Origin of the sequence: Corynebacterium uberis, from assembly GCF_020616335.1 — a bacterium.
GTDB classification, from domain to species: domain Bacteria; phylum Actinomycetota; class Actinomycetes; order Mycobacteriales; family Mycobacteriaceae; genus Corynebacterium; species Corynebacterium uberis.
On the sequence record NZ_CP085051.1, the window covers coordinates 1,134,078 to 1,151,394 of the forward strand.

Annotated in this window: 17 protein-coding genes; 15 read left to right on the top strand and 2 right to left on the bottom strand. The window is 64.5% G+C overall.

Annotated features, from left to right (window positions below; translation table 11 throughout):
- Positions 1-152 precede the first annotated feature (152 nt).
- Both LH390_RS05285 and LH390_RS05290 read right to left on the bottom strand, forming a co-directional pair.
- On the bottom strand, positions 153-980 hold the full coding sequence (locus tag LH390_RS05285) for a DoxX family protein (protein WP_227282284.1): 828 nt from the start codon (positions 978-980) through the stop codon (positions 153-155).
- A 54-nt stretch (positions 981-1,034) separates the two neighbouring features.
- On the bottom strand, positions 1,035-1,649 hold the full coding sequence (locus tag LH390_RS05290) for an MBL fold metallo-hydrolase (RefSeq protein ID WP_227282283.1): 615 nt from the start codon (positions 1,647-1,649) through the stop codon (positions 1,035-1,037).
- A 159-nt stretch (positions 1,650-1,808) separates the two neighbouring features.
- Between LH390_RS05290 and uvrA the strand changes: the two genes are divergently transcribed.
- The 15 genes from uvrA to argC all read left to right on the top strand — a co-directional run bounded on the left by uvrA (position 1,809) and on the right by argC (position 17,302).
- Positions 1,809-4,646: an excinuclease ABC subunit UvrA gene (gene uvrA / locus LH390_RS05295; RefSeq protein ID WP_227282282.1), complete on the top strand. Its 2,838-nt coding sequence runs from the start codon at positions 1,809-1,811 to the stop codon at positions 4,644-4,646.
- Between the two features lie 110 nt (positions 4,647-4,756).
- On the top strand, positions 4,757-5,380 hold the full coding sequence (locus LH390_RS05300; RefSeq protein WP_227282281.1) for a hypothetical protein: 624 nt from the start codon (positions 4,757-4,759) through the stop codon (positions 5,378-5,380).
- Positions 5,381-5,418: 38 nt separating this feature from the next.
- On the top strand, positions 5,419-6,597 hold the full coding sequence (locus LH390_RS05305) for a serine hydrolase (protein ID WP_227282280.1): 1,179 nt from the start codon (positions 5,419-5,421) through the stop codon (positions 6,595-6,597).
- A gap of 338 nt (positions 6,598-6,935) precedes the next feature.
- On the top strand, positions 6,936-7,457 hold the full coding sequence (gene infC / locus LH390_RS05310) for a translation initiation factor IF-3 (RefSeq protein ID WP_227282615.1): 522 nt from the start codon (positions 6,936-6,938) through the stop codon (positions 7,455-7,457).
- Positions 7,458-7,494: 37 nt separating this feature from the next.
- Positions 7,495-7,689 (top strand): 50S ribosomal protein L35, encoded by a 195-nt coding sequence (gene rpmI, locus LH390_RS05315; RefSeq protein WP_227282279.1) that lies wholly within the window; start codon positions 7,495-7,497, stop codon positions 7,687-7,689.
- A gap of 95 nt (positions 7,690-7,784) precedes the next feature.
- Positions 7,785-8,168, top strand: coding sequence for a 50S ribosomal protein L20 (gene rplT, locus LH390_RS05320; RefSeq protein WP_227282278.1), 384 nt, complete (start codon positions 7,785-7,787; stop codon positions 8,166-8,168).
- 179 nt (positions 8,169-8,347) lie between these two features.
- Positions 8,348-8,971, top strand: a complete 624-nt coding sequence (locus tag LH390_RS11575) for an NINE protein (protein ID WP_269961647.1) — start codon at positions 8,348-8,350, stop codon at positions 8,969-8,971.
- 46 nt (positions 8,972-9,017) lie between these two features.
- Complete coding sequence (locus LH390_RS05335) at positions 9,018-9,860, top strand: TrmH family RNA methyltransferase (RefSeq protein WP_227324399.1); 843 nt, start codon at positions 9,018-9,020, stop codon at positions 9,858-9,860.
- Between the two features lie 85 nt (positions 9,861-9,945).
- Positions 9,946-10,989 (top strand): phenylalanine--tRNA ligase subunit alpha, encoded by a 1,044-nt coding sequence (gene pheS, locus LH390_RS05340; RefSeq protein ID WP_227324400.1) that lies wholly within the window; start codon positions 9,946-9,948, stop codon positions 10,987-10,989.
- A gap of 54 nt (positions 10,990-11,043) precedes the next feature.
- A complete protein-coding gene (pheT, locus tag LH390_RS05345; protein WP_227282275.1) occupies positions 11,044-13,530 on the top strand; it encodes a phenylalanine--tRNA ligase subunit beta in 2,487 nt (828 codons plus the stop codon).
- Positions 13,531-13,625: 95 nt separating this feature from the next.
- Entirely contained in the window at positions 13,626-14,858 is a 1,233-nt protein-coding gene (locus LH390_RS05350) for an inorganic phosphate transporter (protein WP_227282274.1), read from the top strand.
- A gap of 30 nt (positions 14,859-14,888) precedes the next feature.
- Positions 14,889-15,179, top strand: coding sequence for a hypothetical protein (locus LH390_RS05355; RefSeq protein ID WP_227282273.1), 291 nt, complete (start codon positions 14,889-14,891; stop codon positions 15,177-15,179).
- Positions 15,176-15,784 (top strand): DUF3349 domain-containing protein, encoded by a 609-nt coding sequence (locus LH390_RS05360; protein ID WP_227282272.1) that lies wholly within the window; start codon positions 15,176-15,178, stop codon positions 15,782-15,784. Before LH390_RS05355 ends, LH390_RS05360 begins: the two co-directional genes overlap by 4 nt.
- Positions 15,785-15,940: 156 nt before the next feature.
- A complete protein-coding gene (locus LH390_RS05365) occupies positions 15,941-16,216 on the top strand; it encodes a hypothetical protein (RefSeq protein ID WP_227282271.1) in 276 nt (91 codons plus the stop codon).
- A 36-nt stretch (positions 16,217-16,252) separates the two neighbouring features.
- Complete coding sequence (gene argC, locus LH390_RS05370) at positions 16,253-17,302, top strand: N-acetyl-gamma-glutamyl-phosphate reductase (RefSeq protein ID WP_227324401.1); 1,050 nt, start codon at positions 16,253-16,255, stop codon at positions 17,300-17,302.
- The last annotated feature ends 15 nt before the right edge of the window (positions 17,303-17,317 follow it).

Here is a 17,317-nt window from a genome sequence, read left to right on the forward strand (position 1 = left end):
ATTCCCTCCTCGGGTGGTGCCTGGGGGTCAGGCGCAAAATTTGGCAGGCAGTCCAGTCTAGTCCGCCTGCCCGCAGCCGGGGCAATGCAATGATGAGCGCGCGAAAAACTCCCCCACCCGAAGCCGGATGGGGGAGTGGTGCTGAAGGGATGCTAGAACTCGAAGTTCTTCAGCTTCTTCTGCGCCTTGCTCAAGGCCTTGTCGGCGCGCTTGCGCAGCTTCTTGGCCTTCTTAGAGTCCACGTCGGCGACGCTTTCGGCCTTTTCTTGGGCCTTGGCAGCAGCCTTGACCACGCCCTTCTTGGCGGTCTTGGCGTTGTCCTGCGCTGCGGCAAGCCAGTCGTCCTTGTTATCGGAGACAAAGTCCTGCGCGCGCTGCGCGTAGTCGCCGATGACGGAGGAGACCTTGGTGGCGCCGTCCTGCGCGGACTCGATCCAGTCATCCTTGTTGTCGGCGACGAACTCCTGGGCCTTGGAGGTGTTCTCGCTGATCCAGCCCTTGGCGTTCTCAGCGAACTTCTCCGTCTCAGACTTGCTGGGCAGCGCAGACTGGACGCGCCACAGCAGACCGGGCTTGCCCTCCTTGTCCAGCGCGGTGATGCCCAGGCCGCCGAGCAGGGCGACGTTGGTGAGGAACCCGGAGCGGCGGGCACGCTTTTCCTCCGGCTCCTGGGTCTCCCAGAAGGCGTAGCGGCCGATGATGGTGGGCACGCTGCTCAGCGCCAGGGCGGTGGCGGACAGGCGGGGGAGCTTGCCCAGCGCCAGCAGGGAACCGGCACCAACCTTGACTCCACCGAGCGCCTGCGCGACGACCTTGGGATCATCCGGAATCTGGCGGGCGTACTTGCGGGGAAGCACCGAGCGGGTGTGCTTGATAATGCCCTCGGCGCTGTCGAGGTGCTCATCGGTGTTGACCAGAGTGTCAACGCCGTCGGCGATATAGACGGAGGCCAACATTGGGCGGGCCAGCTTGCGGATCATGTTTTACACGCTCCTGACGATTGACAATAGGGATTGTGCTATCAAACGAACAGACTACCAGCGTCGCTGCCACCAGACGTCGAGGTGCGGACGCTCCGCGCCGAGCGTGGTCGGCGCACCGTGTCCGGGCCAGACGACACTGGAGTCCGGGTAGACATCAAAGATTCGCTCCTTCACGTCGTTGAACAGACGCACAAAGTCCCCCTCGGAGGTGGTTTTGCCCAGCCCGCCGGGAAACAGGCTGTCGCCCACAAACAGCTGCGGGGTGCCGTCCAGCTCGGCGACGATCGCCGCGCCGCCCGGGGTGTGTCCGCGCAGGATGATGATGGGAAGCTCGACGCCGCCAAACTCGATGGTGTCCCCGTGGTTGAGCTCCACGTCGACGGGGGCGGGCAGGGCCGGCGCGTCGAGGAAAGGCGCGTAGTGGGTGGCCCCTGTCGCCTCCAGGACCTCCGCAAGGGCGCCGGTGTGGTCGGTGTGGCGGTGGGTGGTCACCACCTTGGTGATTGTCACCTCGTTGCGGGCGGCGAGCTCGAGCAGTGCGGGGGCGTCGGCGGCGGCGTCGATAAGCAATCCTTCACCTTGGGTGCACAGCAGGTAGCAGTTATTGTCCATGGCGGACACGGACAGGTGGTCAAGTGTCAGGGCTGTCACATTCTCGGCTGTCATAATCTCAACGGTAGCGGTTCGTTGCTGGTGGGGCGTTTCGGCTCCACACAGAGTCGCTGCTATGTTCGAAGTGGATGTGCGGTGCGTGGCGCGCGGCAAACGTGGCCGGCGCGCACGGATTAAAGGCAACACTAATTCATAGGAAGGGACGGGACTGTCGTGGCAGACCGACTGGTGGTACGCGGAGCGCGCGAGCATAACCTCAAGGGAGTTGATGTTGACCTCCCGCGCGATGCCATGGTGGTATTCACCGGATTGTCGGGATCCGGAAAGTCCTCCCTCGCCTTTGACACCATTTTTGCCGAAGGCCAGCGCCGCTATATTGAATCCCTTTCCAGCTATGCTCGCATGTTCCTCGGGCAAATGGATAAACCCGATGTGGATCTCATCGAGGGCCTGTCCCCGGCGGTATCCATCGACCAGAAATCCACCAACCGTAATCCGCGCTCCACAGTGGGCACCATTACGGAAGTTTATGACTACCTGCGGCTGCTCTACGCCCGCGCGGGCACGGCCCACTGCCCACAATGTGACGCCCCCATTGAGCGCCAGACCCCGCAACAGATCGTGGACCAGGTCTTATCTGGGACGGAAGGGGAGAAGTTCCAGGTGCTGGCCCCCGTTGTGCGTACCCGCAAGGGTGAGTTTGTGGACCTGTTTGAGCGCCTCGCCGCGCAGGGTTTTGCCCGCGTGCGTGTTGACGGGCAGGTCTATCCGCTGACTGATCCGCCCACGCTCAAAAAACAGATTAAACACGACATTGACGTGGTGGTTGATAGGCTCCAGGTCAAACTCAGCCAGAAACAGCGGCTCACGGAATCGGTGGAAACGGCCCTCGGGCTTGCCGATGGCGTCGTGGTCATCGATTATGTCTCCACCGGAAATACGCAACGCTTCTCCGAAAAGCTTGCCTGCCCCAACGGACACACCCTCGACATTGAGGAGCTCGAGCCGCGCGCCTTTTCCTTCAACAGCCCGTACGGCGCCTGCCCGGATTGTGACGGCCTGGGCACCCGGCTAGAAATCGACGAAGAACTGCTCATACCGGACCCCGACGCCCCGGTGCGCAACTCCATCCAGCCGTGGAACACCAGCCCCAACCATCGCTACTTTGAAAAGCTTATCGACGCCCTCGGGGCCGCCCTCGGCTTCGACTCTCACGCCCCGCTGTCCGCACTGAGCTCCAGCCAATACTCTGCGCTGCTGCACGGCAGCAAGGAGGAAGTCACCGTCCGGTACAAAAACCGCTACGGGCGAATGCGGCAGTGGACCGCCCCCTTCGAGGGCGTGACCGGCTATGTGCGGCGCAAAATGGACCAGGCGGAGTCAGAGACTCAAAAGGACCGACTGCTGGCCTACACCCGCCAGGTCGCGTGCCCGACCTGCAAGGGCACCCGCCTGCGCCCGGAGATCCTGGCCGTGCGCCTCAAGGCGGGCCAGGAGGAGCTTTCGATCGCGGGGGTCACCGCCCTGTCCATCGCCAACGCCGCCGAATTCCTTAACCGGCTCACCCTCGGCCACCGCGAGGAGATCATTGCGGGGGCTGTGCTCAAGGAGATTCAGGCGCGGCTGAAGTTCCTGCTGGACGTGGGGCTGAACTATCTCACCCTCGATCGGGCGGCGGGCACCCTGTCTGGTGGCGAGGCCCAGCGCATCCGCCTGGCCACCCAGATCGGCTCCGGCCTTGCCGGCGTCCTCTACGTGCTTGACGAACCCTCCATCGGGCTGCATCAACGCGACAACCAGCGCCTCATTGCCACCCTCGAGCGCCTCCGAGACCTGGGCAACACCCTGATCGTGGTCGAGCATGATGAGGACACCATCCGGGCGGCCGACTGGCTCGTCGACGTCGGCCCGCGGGCCGGCGAATACGGCGGGGAAGTGGTCTACCAGGGAAGCCCGGAGGGCATCGCGGACGTGCCAGAATCGCTCACCGGCGCCTACCTGTCCGGCCGCAAGGTCATTGGCGTGCCGGACACCCGCCGGGAGATCTCCCCGGACGCCATGCTGCGCGTCGTCGGGGCGCGGGAAAACAATCTGAAAAACCTCTCCGTGAACATCCCCCTTGGGGTGCTGACCTGCGTGACCGGCGTGTCCGGTTCCGGGAAATCCACCCTGGTCAACCAGATCCTGGCCAAGGTGTTGGCCAATGAGCTCAACCGCGCGCGCCAGGTTCCAGGACGGGTGCGCCGGGTGGAAGGCCTGGTCAATCTGGACAAGTTGGTGCAGGTAGACCAGTCGCCCATCGGACGGACCCCGCGCTCGAATCCGGCGACCTACACGGGTGTGTTCGATAAGATCCGCAAGCTCTTTGCGGAGACCCCGGAGGCGAAGGTCCGCGGCTATAAGGCCGGGCGCTTCTCCTTCAATATCAAGGGCGGGCGGTGCGAAGCCTGCCAGGGCGACGGGACGATCAAGATTGAGATGAACTTCCTGCCGGACGTGTACGTCCCCTGCGAGGTGTGCGGGGGCGCGCGATACAACCGGGAGACCCTGGAGGTCACCTATAAGGGGAAGAACATCTCCGAGGTGTTGGACATGCCGATTTCTGAGGCCGCGGAGTTCTTCGAGTCCATCGGCTCGATTCACCGCTACCTCAACACGCTCGTCGAAGTTGGCCTGGGGTACGTGCGCCTGGGCCAGTCCGCCACCACTCTGTCCGGGGGCGAGGCGCAGCGCGTGAAGCTGGCCTCTGAGCTTCAGAAGCGGTCCAACGGGCGCACCATCTACATCCTGGATGAGCCCACCACGGGCCTGCACTTTGAGGACATCCGCAAGCTGCTGCTGGTCATCCAGTCCCTGGTAGACAAGGGCAATTCTGTCATCGTCATCGAGCATAACCTCGACGTCATCAAGTCAGCAGACTGGATTATTGATATGGGCCCCGAAGGTGGCGATGGCGGCGGTACGGTAGTTGCGCAGGGCACCCCAGAAGAAGTTGCGCAAGTTGCACAGTCTTACACAGGCCACTTCCTTCAGGAGGTTCTGGCGCGATAGGATGTTGGCCAGCTTGTGCTTCCCGCACTTGACGCCCGGCCCCGGTGGTTCGCCCACCGTGGTCACCTGCACCACCAAGAATTCTGTGAAATGCGAGGACGCCGGACCCCATGACTGACCCCTTCGCTGATACCGCCACCTTCCCTACGGTCGAGGTGGACGGAGAAGAGCCGGAGCGCACGCGGGGCGTCCGCGGACTATGGCCTGCGCTGGGGATCCTCATCGCACTGGTGGTGGCAGCGCTGCTGCTGGGCGTCGGCGTGTACAACATCTTCCTGCGCCCCACCACCGGGCATGAAAACTCCCCGGCCGCCGGTGTGACGTCCACGGCCACCAGCCTGGCGCCGGCGACGACCCCGGCGGCCCCCGCCACCAGCAGCGCTCCTGCCTCCTCCGCCGCGCACACCACCCCGGAGTCGCCGACCACCGAGCCGACCACGGAACCCACCTCGACGCCCAGCAGTACTGCTGAGCAGGTCGGCTTCCTCGAGCAGTGCGGCAAGCAGGGAAGCTATGCCGTCTACCGGGACTCTGAGGTCACCTCCTGCGGGTTCGCCCAAGCGGTGGCCAAGCAGTTCCGGGGCCATGAAGGCACCAAGAAGGTGGAAAGCCCGGTGACAGGCCAGAAATATGAGATGACCTGCATCAAAGACGCCCATATCCCGGGTGTGGTGCGGTGCACGGGCGGCAACAATGCGGTAGTGGTGCTTCAGCGGGGCGGGGGCGCTCACTAATGACGCCCCGTTGGACACCGCGGGCTGCCACAGCCGCGGTGGCGATACCTTGTTGCGCCCTGCTGGCGCCCTTCCTTGCGGCCTGCGGCGACCACCACGAGCCCGCAACCCCTGCGCCGTCCCCCACGATGGAGCAATTCCGGCCGGCCGATGCGGACCTCCAACATCTCCTGCGTGATCTCGTCGAGGAGGTGCAAGCGCGCCACCGCATGCCGGTGGGCATAGCCGTGACCTCCGGGGACAGGGTGGTCGAAGCCGGGGATTCCGCGGTGGGACCCGCGTGGTCAACCATCAAGGTGCCCATCGCGGTAGCCGCCTACCGTGCGCACACCGCGGATCCGACCACGGTGGATGCCGCCATCACCATCTCCGATAATGATGCCGCCACCGAACTGTGGAACACCCTGTCCACCAACGGCTCTGCCCCGGAGGCGGTGGAACAGGTGCTGCGCTCCGGTGGCGATGACCAGACCACGCTGGCGGACCTGTCCCAGGAGGAGTTCGGGCAGACCACCTGGCCGCTGGCGCGCCAGGCGAGCTTTGTCTCCCACCTGCCGTGTCTTGCGGAGGCAGCGGACGTGCTGGACTACATGTCCGATATCACTCAGGAGCACCGCTATGGGCTGGGCGTCATTGAGACCATGGCGTTCAAGGGCGGCTGGGGAGACGATGACGATGGCCGCTTTACCACCCGCCAGATGGGTGTCATCGACGGCATCGGCGTGGCAATATTCGCAGACCCGGGGACCACGCAGGGGCCCAGCGGAGACCGTGAGGTCGAGGAGCTGGAGCGCTCCGGGCGCGCCGCGTTAGATGACCTCGCGCGAGGCTTTGAACAGATTCGCACCCAGGGCAAGATCGTCATCCCACAGGTGTGCCCGCAGCCACACGTCCCGCAGCGCCCGGAGCGCACCGAGCCCGCGCCGGTGCTTACCCAGTCTGATGAGGACGCCGCCACGGACTCGGAGCCCGCGCATCGGGAGGCCACCACGGAAGCTGGGCAGTCCCCGGAAGGTGCCGCAGCTCCCGCTGCGGAAGCCCGGCCGAACAATCCCGCACAAGACGTGGTGGAGGCCCCGGACCCGCCGGTCGGCGCGGCCCAGGAGGGTGCGGGCGGCCCGGCTAGTCAAGGCGCGGCTTCGCCTGCTCAAGGGGCAGTGTCTGCCAACCCTGGCGCCGGCGAGCCGGATGGGGGAGCCCAAGAAGTTGCGCCTTAGGCCGCGGGGTGTTAATCTCATCTGCACTACCGCCCAGAGCGCGGATTGGGTCATCCCTTCCGTCGCACGCTGGGCCGCAAGTGGAGTCCATCCCACCCCATGCCGTTACCAGCACAGGTAACTGGATACGGGTCCTCGTGGTACATCTCAACTGTTCGTTGTGGTGTGGCAGCGTAGATGACTCCTGCGGGCGCTGAGCGTCACGCAGGTTTTTCTTTGCCCACCGCGGCCGAATCACAGTGGGACGCCCGCCGAGGTATGTGGGGGAGGCTTCATGAATGCGGCCGCGGCAGGGCCGGTACGCACACACTATTTACCTTGCTACTTGAGGAGTACTCATCAGCGCTGAAGCCCGCATCAATGAGCGGATCAGAGTTCCAGAGGTCCGACTCGTCGGCCCGAGCGGCGAACAGGTCGGCATCGTCCGCACCGAAGACGCCCGCAAGCTGGCCTATGACGCGGATCTTGATCTGGTGGAGGTTGCCCCCAAGGCCAAGCCTCCTGTCTGCAAGATCATGGATTACGGCAAATACCGCTACGAGCAGGCCCAGAAGGCCCGCGAGTCGCGCCGCAACCAACAGCAGACTGTGGTCAAGGAACAGAAGTTCCGTCCGAAGATCGACAACCATGATTATGAGACGAAGAAGGGCAACGTTGTCCGCTTCCTCGAAAAGGGTTCGAAGGTCAAGGTGACCATCATGTTCCGGGGCCGGGAGCAGTCCCGCCCGGAGCTGGGATTCAGACTCCTCGATCGCCTGGCTCAAGACGTGGCTGAGTACGGCGTGGTGGAGACCAAGCCCAAGCAGGACGGTCGGAATATGACTATGGTGCTTGGTCCCGTCCACAAGGGCAAGAAGTAACAAGAAACCATCAAACAGGGATTGTAAGGATTCATCCATGAAGCAGAAGACCCACAAGGGCATGGCCAAGCGCGTGAAGGTTACCGGTTCCGGCAAGCTGCGCCGTGAGCAGGCCGGCCGCCGTCACCTGCTGGAGAGCAAGCCCTCCACCCGCACCCGCCGCCTGAAGGGCACCGTCGATGTGGCCAAGGCTGATACCAAGCGCGTCAAGCGCCTGCTGGGTAAGGCCTAACTGCGGTTGTGCGTGCAGGGACGTCGCCTCCCGCACGCTGACTGACAGATTTGCACTCTCCATTCCCTCATATAAAACGTTAAGGAAGTATCACCGTGGCACGTGTCAAGCGGTCCGTTAACGCCAAGAAGAAGCGTCGCGCCATTCTCAATTCTGCCAAGGGCTACCGCGGGCAGCGCTCTCGCCTGTACCGGAAGGCCAAGGAGCAGTGGCTGCACTCCATGACCTACGCCTACCGGGATCGTCGCGCTCGTAAGAGCGAGTTCCGGAAGCTGTGGATCCAGCGCATCAACGCTGCCGCCCGCATGAACGGCATCACGTACAACCGCCTCATCCAGGGCCTGCGTCTCGCCGAGATCGAGGTTGACCGCAAGATCCTCGCCGAGCTGGCGGTCAATGACTTTGACACCTTCTCCGCCATCTGCGAGCAGGCCAAGGCCGCTCTGCCGGAGGACGTCAACGCCCCCAAGGCTGCCTAAGTGGCACTGCCTGGCTAGAAGTCAGCGCGATTGCCTGATTGCCTAGCTATCGTCCCCGCTTCCCCGCATCGCCGCGTGGGTAGCGGGGATTTATGTATTTTCTGCCTGGCATGGGTCGTGCATAGTAGGGTAGACGTCAGCCAGATGCTCGGACTATCTCCCCTCAGGAGGCGCCATCAATGACCGATTCGAATCCCTATCGCGAATCCACTGGGGGAGAGGTTCCCTACCCGGGGTATGGCGGCGATACCTGGGGGGCAACTCCGTCCGATAGCTCCAATACGCAGGCTTTCCCAGGGGGTACCGGTAGCCCACAGCCGGGTTCGCACGCGTATGGCAGCGGGCCGGCCTATGGCACCGGTGCCGCCAACCCGAACTCTGCACCCTACAGCGGGTCCTACGGGGAGGGCTCACCGTACGGTCCGAGCGCACCGTATGGAGCGAGTGCCCCCTACGGGGCTGGCGCACCCTACGCAGCGGGCGCACCCTATGGTGCGAACCCGCCGTATGGGGCGAACTCCTGGCAGCAGGGACCGCTGGTCCTCCAAGCCAAGTCCTGGATTGCCGCGGCGCTGCTCTGCTTGTTCCTCGGGGGGCTGGGCCTGCACAACTTCTACCTGGGGTACACCGGCCGGGGAATAGGGCAGTTGGTGTTGCTCATCGTGGGGTGGATATCCACGCTTGTCTTTGTCGGCGGGCTGTTGCTTTTCGCACTTTTCGTGTGGGTGTTCGTCGAGTTCATCATGATTCTTACGCGTTCAGGAAACTACGGGCACGATAATCTAGGCATCCCCTTGCGCTAGCGGGGCACTTCCTGCCGGGTTGCGGCCTGCTGCTAGTTTGGCCTGTATGGATCTTGACTTCTCGACGCCCTTTACGCAGCGCACCCCACGCATTGTTGCGGCAGCAAAGCTGCACCGCAGCGCGGGGCGTCGGAAAGCGAAAGCCTTCCTCGTCGAGGGGGAAAACTGCGTGGAGGCCGCGGTGGCCACGGGGGCGGCCCGCGATGTCTTTGTCACCCAGCAGGCCGCGCAGCGCTATGAGGACATCGTCCGGTCTGCCGGATATCTTAACGTGTATGTGCACCCTATCTCCGACGATGCCGCCCGCGCGCTGGCTGAGACGGTGACCTCGCCTGGGATTTTCGCCGTGTGTGAGCCGGTGACCTGGCCGGTGGCGCAGGTGCTCAAGGGCCGCCCGCAGCTGGTGGCAGTACCCGTGGAGGTCCGCGAGCCCGGGAATGCAGGCACCCTGGTGCGCGTGGCCGATGCCGTGGGCGCAGACTCCGTGATCTTTGCGGGCGACACCGTGGATCCGCTGGCGGGCAAGGTCACCCGGGCCACCGCGGGCTCGGTTTTCCATATCCCGGTCGCGCGGGAGCGCAATACCCACCGTGTCCTGGACAGTCTGCGCGGGCGCGGCCTGACCCTCCTGGCTACCACCGCCTCGGGGCAGGTCAGTCTCGACGAGGCGGAAGAGCTCCTCGCCCGCCCGCACGCCTGGCTTTTTGGCAATGAGGCGCACGGCTTGGACCCGGAGATCCTGGCGCAGGCGGATACTACGGTGTCCATCCCCATGCGCGGCCGTGCGGAATCGCTCAACCTTGCCACGGCGGCGTCGATATGCCTCTACGAATCCTCCCGGGCGCAGGCCCGCGCCGCGCAGCGGCAAGGATCTGGGGAGTCTGAGTAAGGCGGCGCGGCGGCGCCGATACAATGAGCTACTACCTACGCATTTTCAGCGAAAAGCACCAGTGTTGAAGAAAGGCCTGCCCACCGTGTCTGACAATCCCATCGCGCTTACTGAGTCAGCGCTCAACGCCGCCGCAGACGAGGCCGTCAGTGCCTTTGCTGCCGCCGCAGATTTAGAAGCCTTGGCCCAGGCGCGCAAGGCACACCTGGGCGACGCTGCGCCGATTCCCCAGGCGCGCCGCCAGCTGGGCAGCTTGCCAAAGGACCAGCGAAAGGACGCGGGGCGGCGTGTCAACATGGCGCGCGGGCGCGTGGAAAAGGCCTACGCCGCGGCGCACCAGGAGCTGGAGGAACGCCGCAACGCGGAGATTTTGCAGGCGGAGACTGTCGACGTCACGGTGCCCACCGCCCGCGGCCAGCGCGGCGCGTTGCACCCGATTACCACGCTGAGCGAGTCCATCGCGGACATCTTCGTGGCCATGGGCTGGGAGATCGCTGAAGGCCCGGAGATTGAAGCCGAATACTTCAACTTTGATGCCCTGAACTTCATCCCCGATCATCCCGCGCGCACGCTCCAGGACACCTTCTACATCGGGCAGGACGGCTCCCATCAGGTTATGCGGACCCACACCTCCCCGGTTCAGGTGCGCACCATGCTCTCCCGCGAGGTGCCGCTCTACATCGCCTGCCCCGGCCGGGTGTTCCGCAGCGACGAACTCGACGCGACGCACACCCCCGTCTTCCACCAGGTAGAAGGCCTGGCGGTGGATCGCGGGCTGACCATGGCGCACCTGCGCGGCACGCTGGACCACCTGGCCAAGGTGCTCTTCGGCCCGGAGACCACCACCCGGATGCGGGTCAACTACTTCCCCTTCACCGAGCCGTCCGCTGAGGTGGACGTGTGGTTCCCCAACAAGAAGGGCGGGGCGGGCTGGATCGAGTGGGGCGGCTGCGGCATGGTCAACCCCAACGTGTTGCGCGCGGTCGGCGTTGACCCGGAGGAGTATTCGGGCTTTGCCTTCGGCATGGGGCTCGAGCGCACCCTGCAGTTCCGCAATGGGCTGACCGATATGCGCGACATGGTCGAAGGCGATGTCCGCTTTACGGTGCCCTTTGGAATTCAGGCCTAAGCCAGCCAGTCAACCCACTTTTTTCACGCTAATACTCCAAGGAGAGCGCTTCCCGTGCTGATTTCCCAGAAACTCATCATCTCCCAGCTGGCCGCCACCAATCCGGGCTGGAGCATCGATTCCCCCTCCTTAGACGCGGGTTTTGTCCGCGTGGGCTTTGAAACCGAAGGCTACGCCGATATCGAAGAGACCACCGGCCCGCTGGTTGTTGGAAAGGTCGTGAACATTGAGGAGCTGACCGGGTTTAAAAAGCCGATCCGCTTCTGCCACGTCGATGTGGGGCAGGCCAACGGTAACGGCGAGCCCCAGGAGATCATCTGCGGGGCGCGCAACTTTGCCGAGGGCGACTTTGTGGTGGTCAGCCTCCCCGGGGCGGTCCTGCCCGGCGGGTTTGCCATTGCCGCGCGCAAGACCTACGACCACGTCTCGCAGGGCATGATCTGTTCGGCGGCGGAGCTGGGGCTTACGGCAAAGCAGACGAGCGGGATTATCAACCTGGGTACGGACTGCGCGCAGGCCCCGGGTACGGACGCCCGCGAGCTGCTGGGGCTAGATGACACGATTTTTGACGTCAACGTCACCCCGGACCGCGGCTACGCGCTCAGCGCCCGCGGCCTGACCCGCGAGATCGCTTCAGCCTTTGACCTCACCTTTGTGGACCCCGTCTCCGCGCCCACTGAGCCCGAGCGCCAAGAGCTTATCGACGTCTCCGTGGATCCGGAGACCAAAGCCGTGCGCTTTGCGTTGGCTCGCGTCAGCGGCATCGACCCCCAGGCGCAGTCGCCGTTTTGGATGCAGCGCGAGCTCATGGCGTTTGGCGCCCGTCCCGTTAATGCCGCCACGGACGTGACCAACTACGTGATGTTCATGCTGGGCCAGCCCATGCATGCCTTCGACGCCGCACAGGTCCACGGCGCGATCTCCGTGCGGCGGGCAGCCCCCGGAGAGCAGCTGACTTGCCTCGACCATGAGACCCGCAAGCTCGACGGCGAGGATGTGGTGGTTGCCGATGAGCGCGGCGTGCTCTCCTTGGCAGGAGTCATGGGTGGCGAGGACTCGGGCGTGAGCGCACAGACCACCGACGTGTACTTCGAGGCGGCGACCTGGGATCCCATCACGGTGGCACGCACGAGCAGGCGCCACAAGCTCAGCTCCGAATCCTCGCGGCGCTTTGAGCGCGGCGTCGACCCGGCGGCCGTTGAGCAGGCGCTGAACATGGCCTGCCAGCTGCTCGTTGACATTGCCGGTGGCACGATCGCCGAGCAGCGCACCGTCGTCGGTGGGGTCCCCACCCGCGAGCCCATCATCATGCCGGCCAGCCGCGTCGGCGCCATCGCGGGCGTGGACTATTCCACCGAAACCGTGGTCGCGCGACTTCGTGAGGTCGGCTGCACGGTCGAGGTGGGCGATGACGACACCCTGACGGTCACCGCGCCGTCGTGGCGCCCGGACCTGACCATGGATGCTGATCTCGTGGAAGAGGTCCTGCGCCTCGAGGGGCTGGAGGACATCCCGCTGGTGCTGCCCACCCCGGTCGGCGGGCGCGGCCTGTCGCCGCGACAGCGCCGCCGCCGCTGGGTGGGCCACGCTTTGGCCTACAGCGGGTACGCAGAAATCCTGCCGAGCCCCTTCATGGTCAATGACGCGCTCGATGTGTGGGGCCTGGATGATAGCGATCCCCGCCGCGAGCTGGTCACCGTGCGCAATCCGCTGGATACTGATCGTGCGACGCTGGCGAGCACCCTGCTGCCGGCGATGCTCGAAGCTGTGGGACGCAACGTGTCCCGCGGTACCCGCGACGTCTGCCTCTTCGGGCTCCAGCAGGTCAGCTTTGGGGGCAGCGCGCACAGCCCGGTGCCTGCGGTGACCCACAGGCCGTCGGAAAGCGAGATCAGCGAGCTGCTCGAGTCCCTGCCGAGCCAGCCGCTCCACGTGGCCACGGTGGGCTGCGGCCAGCTGGAGCTTGCGGGTCCGTGGGGTCCGGGTCGTGCCTACGCCTACGCCGATGCAATCGAATCTGCGCAGGTGGTGGCGCGCGCCCTGGGTGTGGAACTAGAGGTATCGGCTGCAGAGATGCTGCCCTGGCACCCCGGTCGCTGCGCTCAGCTGAGCGTGGACGGCACGGTTGTTGGGCACGCCGGCGAGCTGCACCCGCGCATTGTGGCGGCCCTCGACCTGCCGGATCGCGTGTGCGCCATGGAACTGGATCTCAGTGCGATTCCGGTCACCGAGCCGCTTCCGGCGCCCGTGCTCTCCGCGTTCCCGGCATTGCACCAGGATATTGCCCTGGTTGTTGCGGAAAATGTCACCGCGCGCGAGGTGCGCGACGTCATCGTGGAGGGCGCAGGCGAGCTACTCGAGTCCGTGGAACTCTTTGATATCTACCGCTCGGACACACTCGGACATGGACTCAAGTCTCTGGCCTTTACTCTGCTGTTCCGCGCTCCGGACCGCACCTTGACCGATGAGGAAGCGAATGCCGCCCGCCTTGCCGCCGCTGAACTGGCACAACGCCGACTCGGCGCGCAACTTCGAGGGTAGTATTGCTGCTGCAGACAGCTGGTTATGAGTTTCTGCGGTGAGTTTTGTACCCTGCAAGATGTGAACAAGTGCCTAGGTGAGGAAGCGATCGTTTCGTGACTACCTCCATCATCATTCTGGCCATCGTCGTCATCACGGCTCTGGCGTTCGATTTCACCAATGGTTTCCACGACACCGCCAATGCGATGGCAACGTCCATCGCCACCGGTGCCCTCAAGCCCAAGACCGCCGTGCTGATCTCCGCATTGCTGAATCTGGTGGGTGCATTCCTGTCAGTCAACGTCGCGGCGACAGTGGCCAAGGGGATTGTCAACCTGGAGAACTTCGACCTGACCTCCCCGGGGGCGGGCGATGGTGATGGACGCTCCTTGTTGCTCCTCGTCTTTGCCGGGCTGATCGGCGGGATCATCTGGAACCTCTTCACCTGGCTGCTCGGATTGCCCTCAAGCTCCTCGCACGCCCTGTTCGGTGGGCTGATTGGCGCGGCGCTGGCCACCATGGGATCCTCCGGCGTGGCATGGACCTCCATCCTGGGCAAGATCATCATCCCGGCAGTCGCCTCGCCGTTCATTGCCGCGCTGGTCTCCTCCAGTGGCACGGCGCTGGTGTACTGGATCACCAACACCATGTCGGACAAAGAAAAGGCGCCGCACTTCCGGCACGGCCAGATTGTCACCGCCTGCCTGGTCTCCCTGGCGCACGGTACCGGCGACGCCCAGAAGACCATGGGCGTGATCTTCCTCGCCCTCGTCGCCGAGGGACAGGCCACGCAGGACCAGCGCATTCCGCTGTGGATCATCGTGTGCTGTGCCGTCGCCATCGCTGCCGGCACGCTGTCTGGTGGATGGCGCGTCATCCGCACCCTGGGCAAGGGACTCGTGGAAATCGACCCGCCCCAGGGCATGGCGGCGGAGGCGTCTTCGGCCGCGATCATCCTGACCTCTTCCGTCGGCGGCATGGCTTTGTCCACCACCCATGTCTCCACCGGTTCGATCCTGGGCAGCGGCCTGGGACGCAAGGGAGCCAGCGTGCGGTGGGGCGTGGCCATGCGGATGGCAGCCGCCTGGCTGATCACCCTGCCGGCGGCGGCAGTCACCGGCTTTGTCACCTGGTGGGTGGCCAAGGGCGCATCCGTGGCCACCAACGACTTGGTTGGCGTGCTCGTGGCCTTCGCCATCCTGCTGGCCACCGCCGGGTACATCTTCTGGAAGTCGCGCCAGAACCCGGTCCACGCCGGTAACGTCAACAACGAGTGGGATCCGGATTCAGAGTCCATTACCACCCAAGACTCCATGGCCACCCCGGCCGGCACCACGGTCGGCGCCTAGCCGCCTGTCGGTGCAAAGGAAGGACGAAATATGACTGGTGCAGAAATGGCCACCGCCATCTTCCACGTGGCCGCGTTGGGTTTGGTCTTTGGGGCGGGAATCCCGGCACTCTTCGCGCTGGGCATGCGCTGCCTGGCGGGGGACGTCCACCACAACCCGGACGGCTCCGTCGTCCGCGTGCATGAGGCCAGCCCGGCCATGAAGCTATTGGGATACCTGGTCTTCGCCTTTTGCGCCGCGCTGCTGATCTTTGCCGTGGCATGGACGGCCAAGGAGACCCTGCTGTACTACTTCGGGTTTAATTTGCTCGGGATGGCATGATGAGCTCAGACGCCCTGCCCACGCCGAGTGACCTGATCATCACCGACCCGGCCGAAGTTGAGCGGGAGCGCCTGGCAGCAGAAGCCGCGGCGCGTGAAGCGCTGCGCGCAGAAGAACGCCACGCGGGCTGGCTCGTCCGCGTGCTCGCTTGGGTACACAAGGGTTTTCCAAGGGGAGTGCCCGTGAATAAGACGCCTGCCCTGGCCTACGTGCTGCGGCGGCGTCTGGATGACAACGATATTGCCGTCGTCTTAAGCATGCTGCGTGCGCAGTGCGTCGGCGAACCCGTCAACCAGGCGCAGGTGGAAGGCACGCTGACTGCCGTCATGGAGCAGGAGCCTGATGAACAGGACGTCGTGCGCGTCTACGAGGCGCTGCTTGACGCCGGTTTCCCCGTGGAGACCTTTGACACGGATGACTCGGTTGCCGCGCAGATTCAGCGGATCGACTGCCGCCTGGCTGCGCTGGAAGAGGAAAAGACCCGGCTGCTGGGATGGCGCGAAAAGCTGGTGGCGCGGGAGGATGCCGGTGACCTGTCGGGTGCGGAATCTGCCGTACCGGCGGGGTATGGGCAGGATAGTCGGTCCGGCCCGTCCGAAAAGTGACCATAAAGTTAACGCAACGTTAACGGCCTGGTATCGCTACTGGTACGGGCCTCAAGCTCGGTAACTAGCAGTTAAACGCCAATAGTTGACAGCTCCCACTACTTCGCCTAGTCTTTGGTATCAAGGACGATTTGAGGAAGGTAGGTGGGTCGCACCATGTTCGCGTTTCTTTCGCACTTGTTTCCGGAACTGGTCAGCGGCGAATCCGCTGGCCTGACCTGCACTGGTCTTGATCTGCTTCCTCGGGTGCCGCTGGAGGCTCGTGTTGCTGAGTCTCTGGTGGATCAGGGGCGTACGCCGGCTACTCGGGAGGAAATTGCTGAGGCCGTCCGGCAGATCGAAGGGGAGGATGCTACGGCGGCCGTCGTAGCGGAGTGTGTGCAGTTCATGGCGGGGTTTGGGTTCCTCGCTCCAAGCCCACACGCTGCATAATTTACTTTTTGCCGCATAAATGATACGGTTGCCGGCATGACATTTCAGGCAGCCATCGCAGGAGCCTCCGGCTATGCCGGAGGCGAAATCCTTCGGTTGCTCCTCGGCCACCCCGCAATGCTTGATGGGACGATGAGCCTTGGAGCTCTCACCGCCCATTCCAGCGCCGGGCTCAGCGCATCCGAGGTGCTTCCCCACATCCCCGCGGTTGCCGAACGACGTATCCAGGACACTACAGCCGCCGCCTTCGCGGACGCTGATGTTGTCTTCCTCGCACTGCCGCACGGCCACTCGGCCCGGCTGGCCGCACAACTGCCGGATAAGACCGTAGTCATCGATTGCGCCGCCGACCACCGGCTGGCCAGCAAGGATGCCTGGGACGCCTATTACGGCGGAACCTACTCCGGGCATTGGCCCTACGGAATCCCGGAGATGCCGGGTCACCGGGAGCAACTCCAGGGAGCTACCCGTGTTGCTGTGCCCGGTTGTTTCCCCACCGGAGCGACCTTGGCCCTGGGGCCGGCGCTGCAGGCCGGCATTATTGAACCTGCCGTCAGTGTCACCTCCATCACCGGGGTGTCTGGGGCTGGGAAGAAGGCCTCGGTGCCCATGCTCGGCTCGGAGATCATCGGCAGTGTTCGGGCCTACAACACGGCCGGTGCGCACCGGCACACCCCGGAGATCGCACAGAACCTGGGGGAGTACTGCGCCGAACCGGTGACGGTGTCTTTCACCCCGGTTCTTGCCCCCATGACCCGTGGCATCCTGTCGGTGGCCTCCGCCACGCTGACTGACCCCGCCTCAGTGACCGCGCAGAAAGCCCGGGAGGTCTACGCCCAGGCCTACTCTCAGGAGCCCTTCGTGCACGTGCTCGCCCCCGGCGTCCAGCCGGCCACGGCGAACGTGGTGGGATCCAACATGTGTCACCTCCAGGTGGAGGTTGATCCCGGCTCTTGCCGCCTGCTGGTCACCACCGCCATCGACAACCTGACCAAGGGCACTGCCGGCGCGGCGATCCAGTGCATGAATCTGGCGCTGGGGTTCCCGGAGACAGCCGGGCTGCCTACCGCGGCCGTGGCTCCGTAACCGCGGTGTGAGGAA

Coding starts and splice junctions, on each gene's coding strand:
- LH390_RS05335 (WP_227324399.1), top strand. CDS start 9,018: ATGGATCTTGACTTCTCGACGCCCTTTACGCAGCGCACCCCACGCATT.
- LH390_RS05360 (WP_227282272.1), top strand. CDS start 15,176: ATGATGAGCTCAGACGCCCTGCCCACGCCGAGTGACCTGATCATCACC.
- LH390_RS11575 (WP_269961647.1), top strand. CDS start 8,348: ATGACCGATTCGAATCCCTATCGCGAATCCACTGGGGGAGAGGTTCCC.
- LH390_RS05355 (WP_227282273.1), top strand. CDS start 14,889: ATGACTGGTGCAGAAATGGCCACCGCCATCTTCCACGTGGCCGCGTTG.
- argC (WP_227324401.1), top strand. CDS start 16,253: ATGACATTTCAGGCAGCCATCGCAGGAGCCTCCGGCTATGCCGGAGGC.
- LH390_RS05290 (WP_227282283.1), bottom strand. CDS start 1,649: ATGACAGCCGAGAATGTGACAGCCCTGACACTTGACCACCTGTCCGTG.
- LH390_RS05285 (WP_227282284.1), bottom strand. CDS start 980: ATGATCCGCAAGCTGGCCCGCCCAATGTTGGCCTCCGTCTATATCGCC.
- rpmI (WP_227282279.1), top strand. CDS start 7,495: ATGAAGCAGAAGACCCACAAGGGCATGGCCAAGCGCGTGAAGGTTACC.
- LH390_RS05300 (WP_227282281.1), top strand. CDS start 4,757: ATGACTGACCCCTTCGCTGATACCGCCACCTTCCCTACGGTCGAGGTG.
- LH390_RS05365 (WP_227282271.1), top strand. CDS start 15,941: ATGTTCGCGTTTCTTTCGCACTTGTTTCCGGAACTGGTCAGCGGCGAA.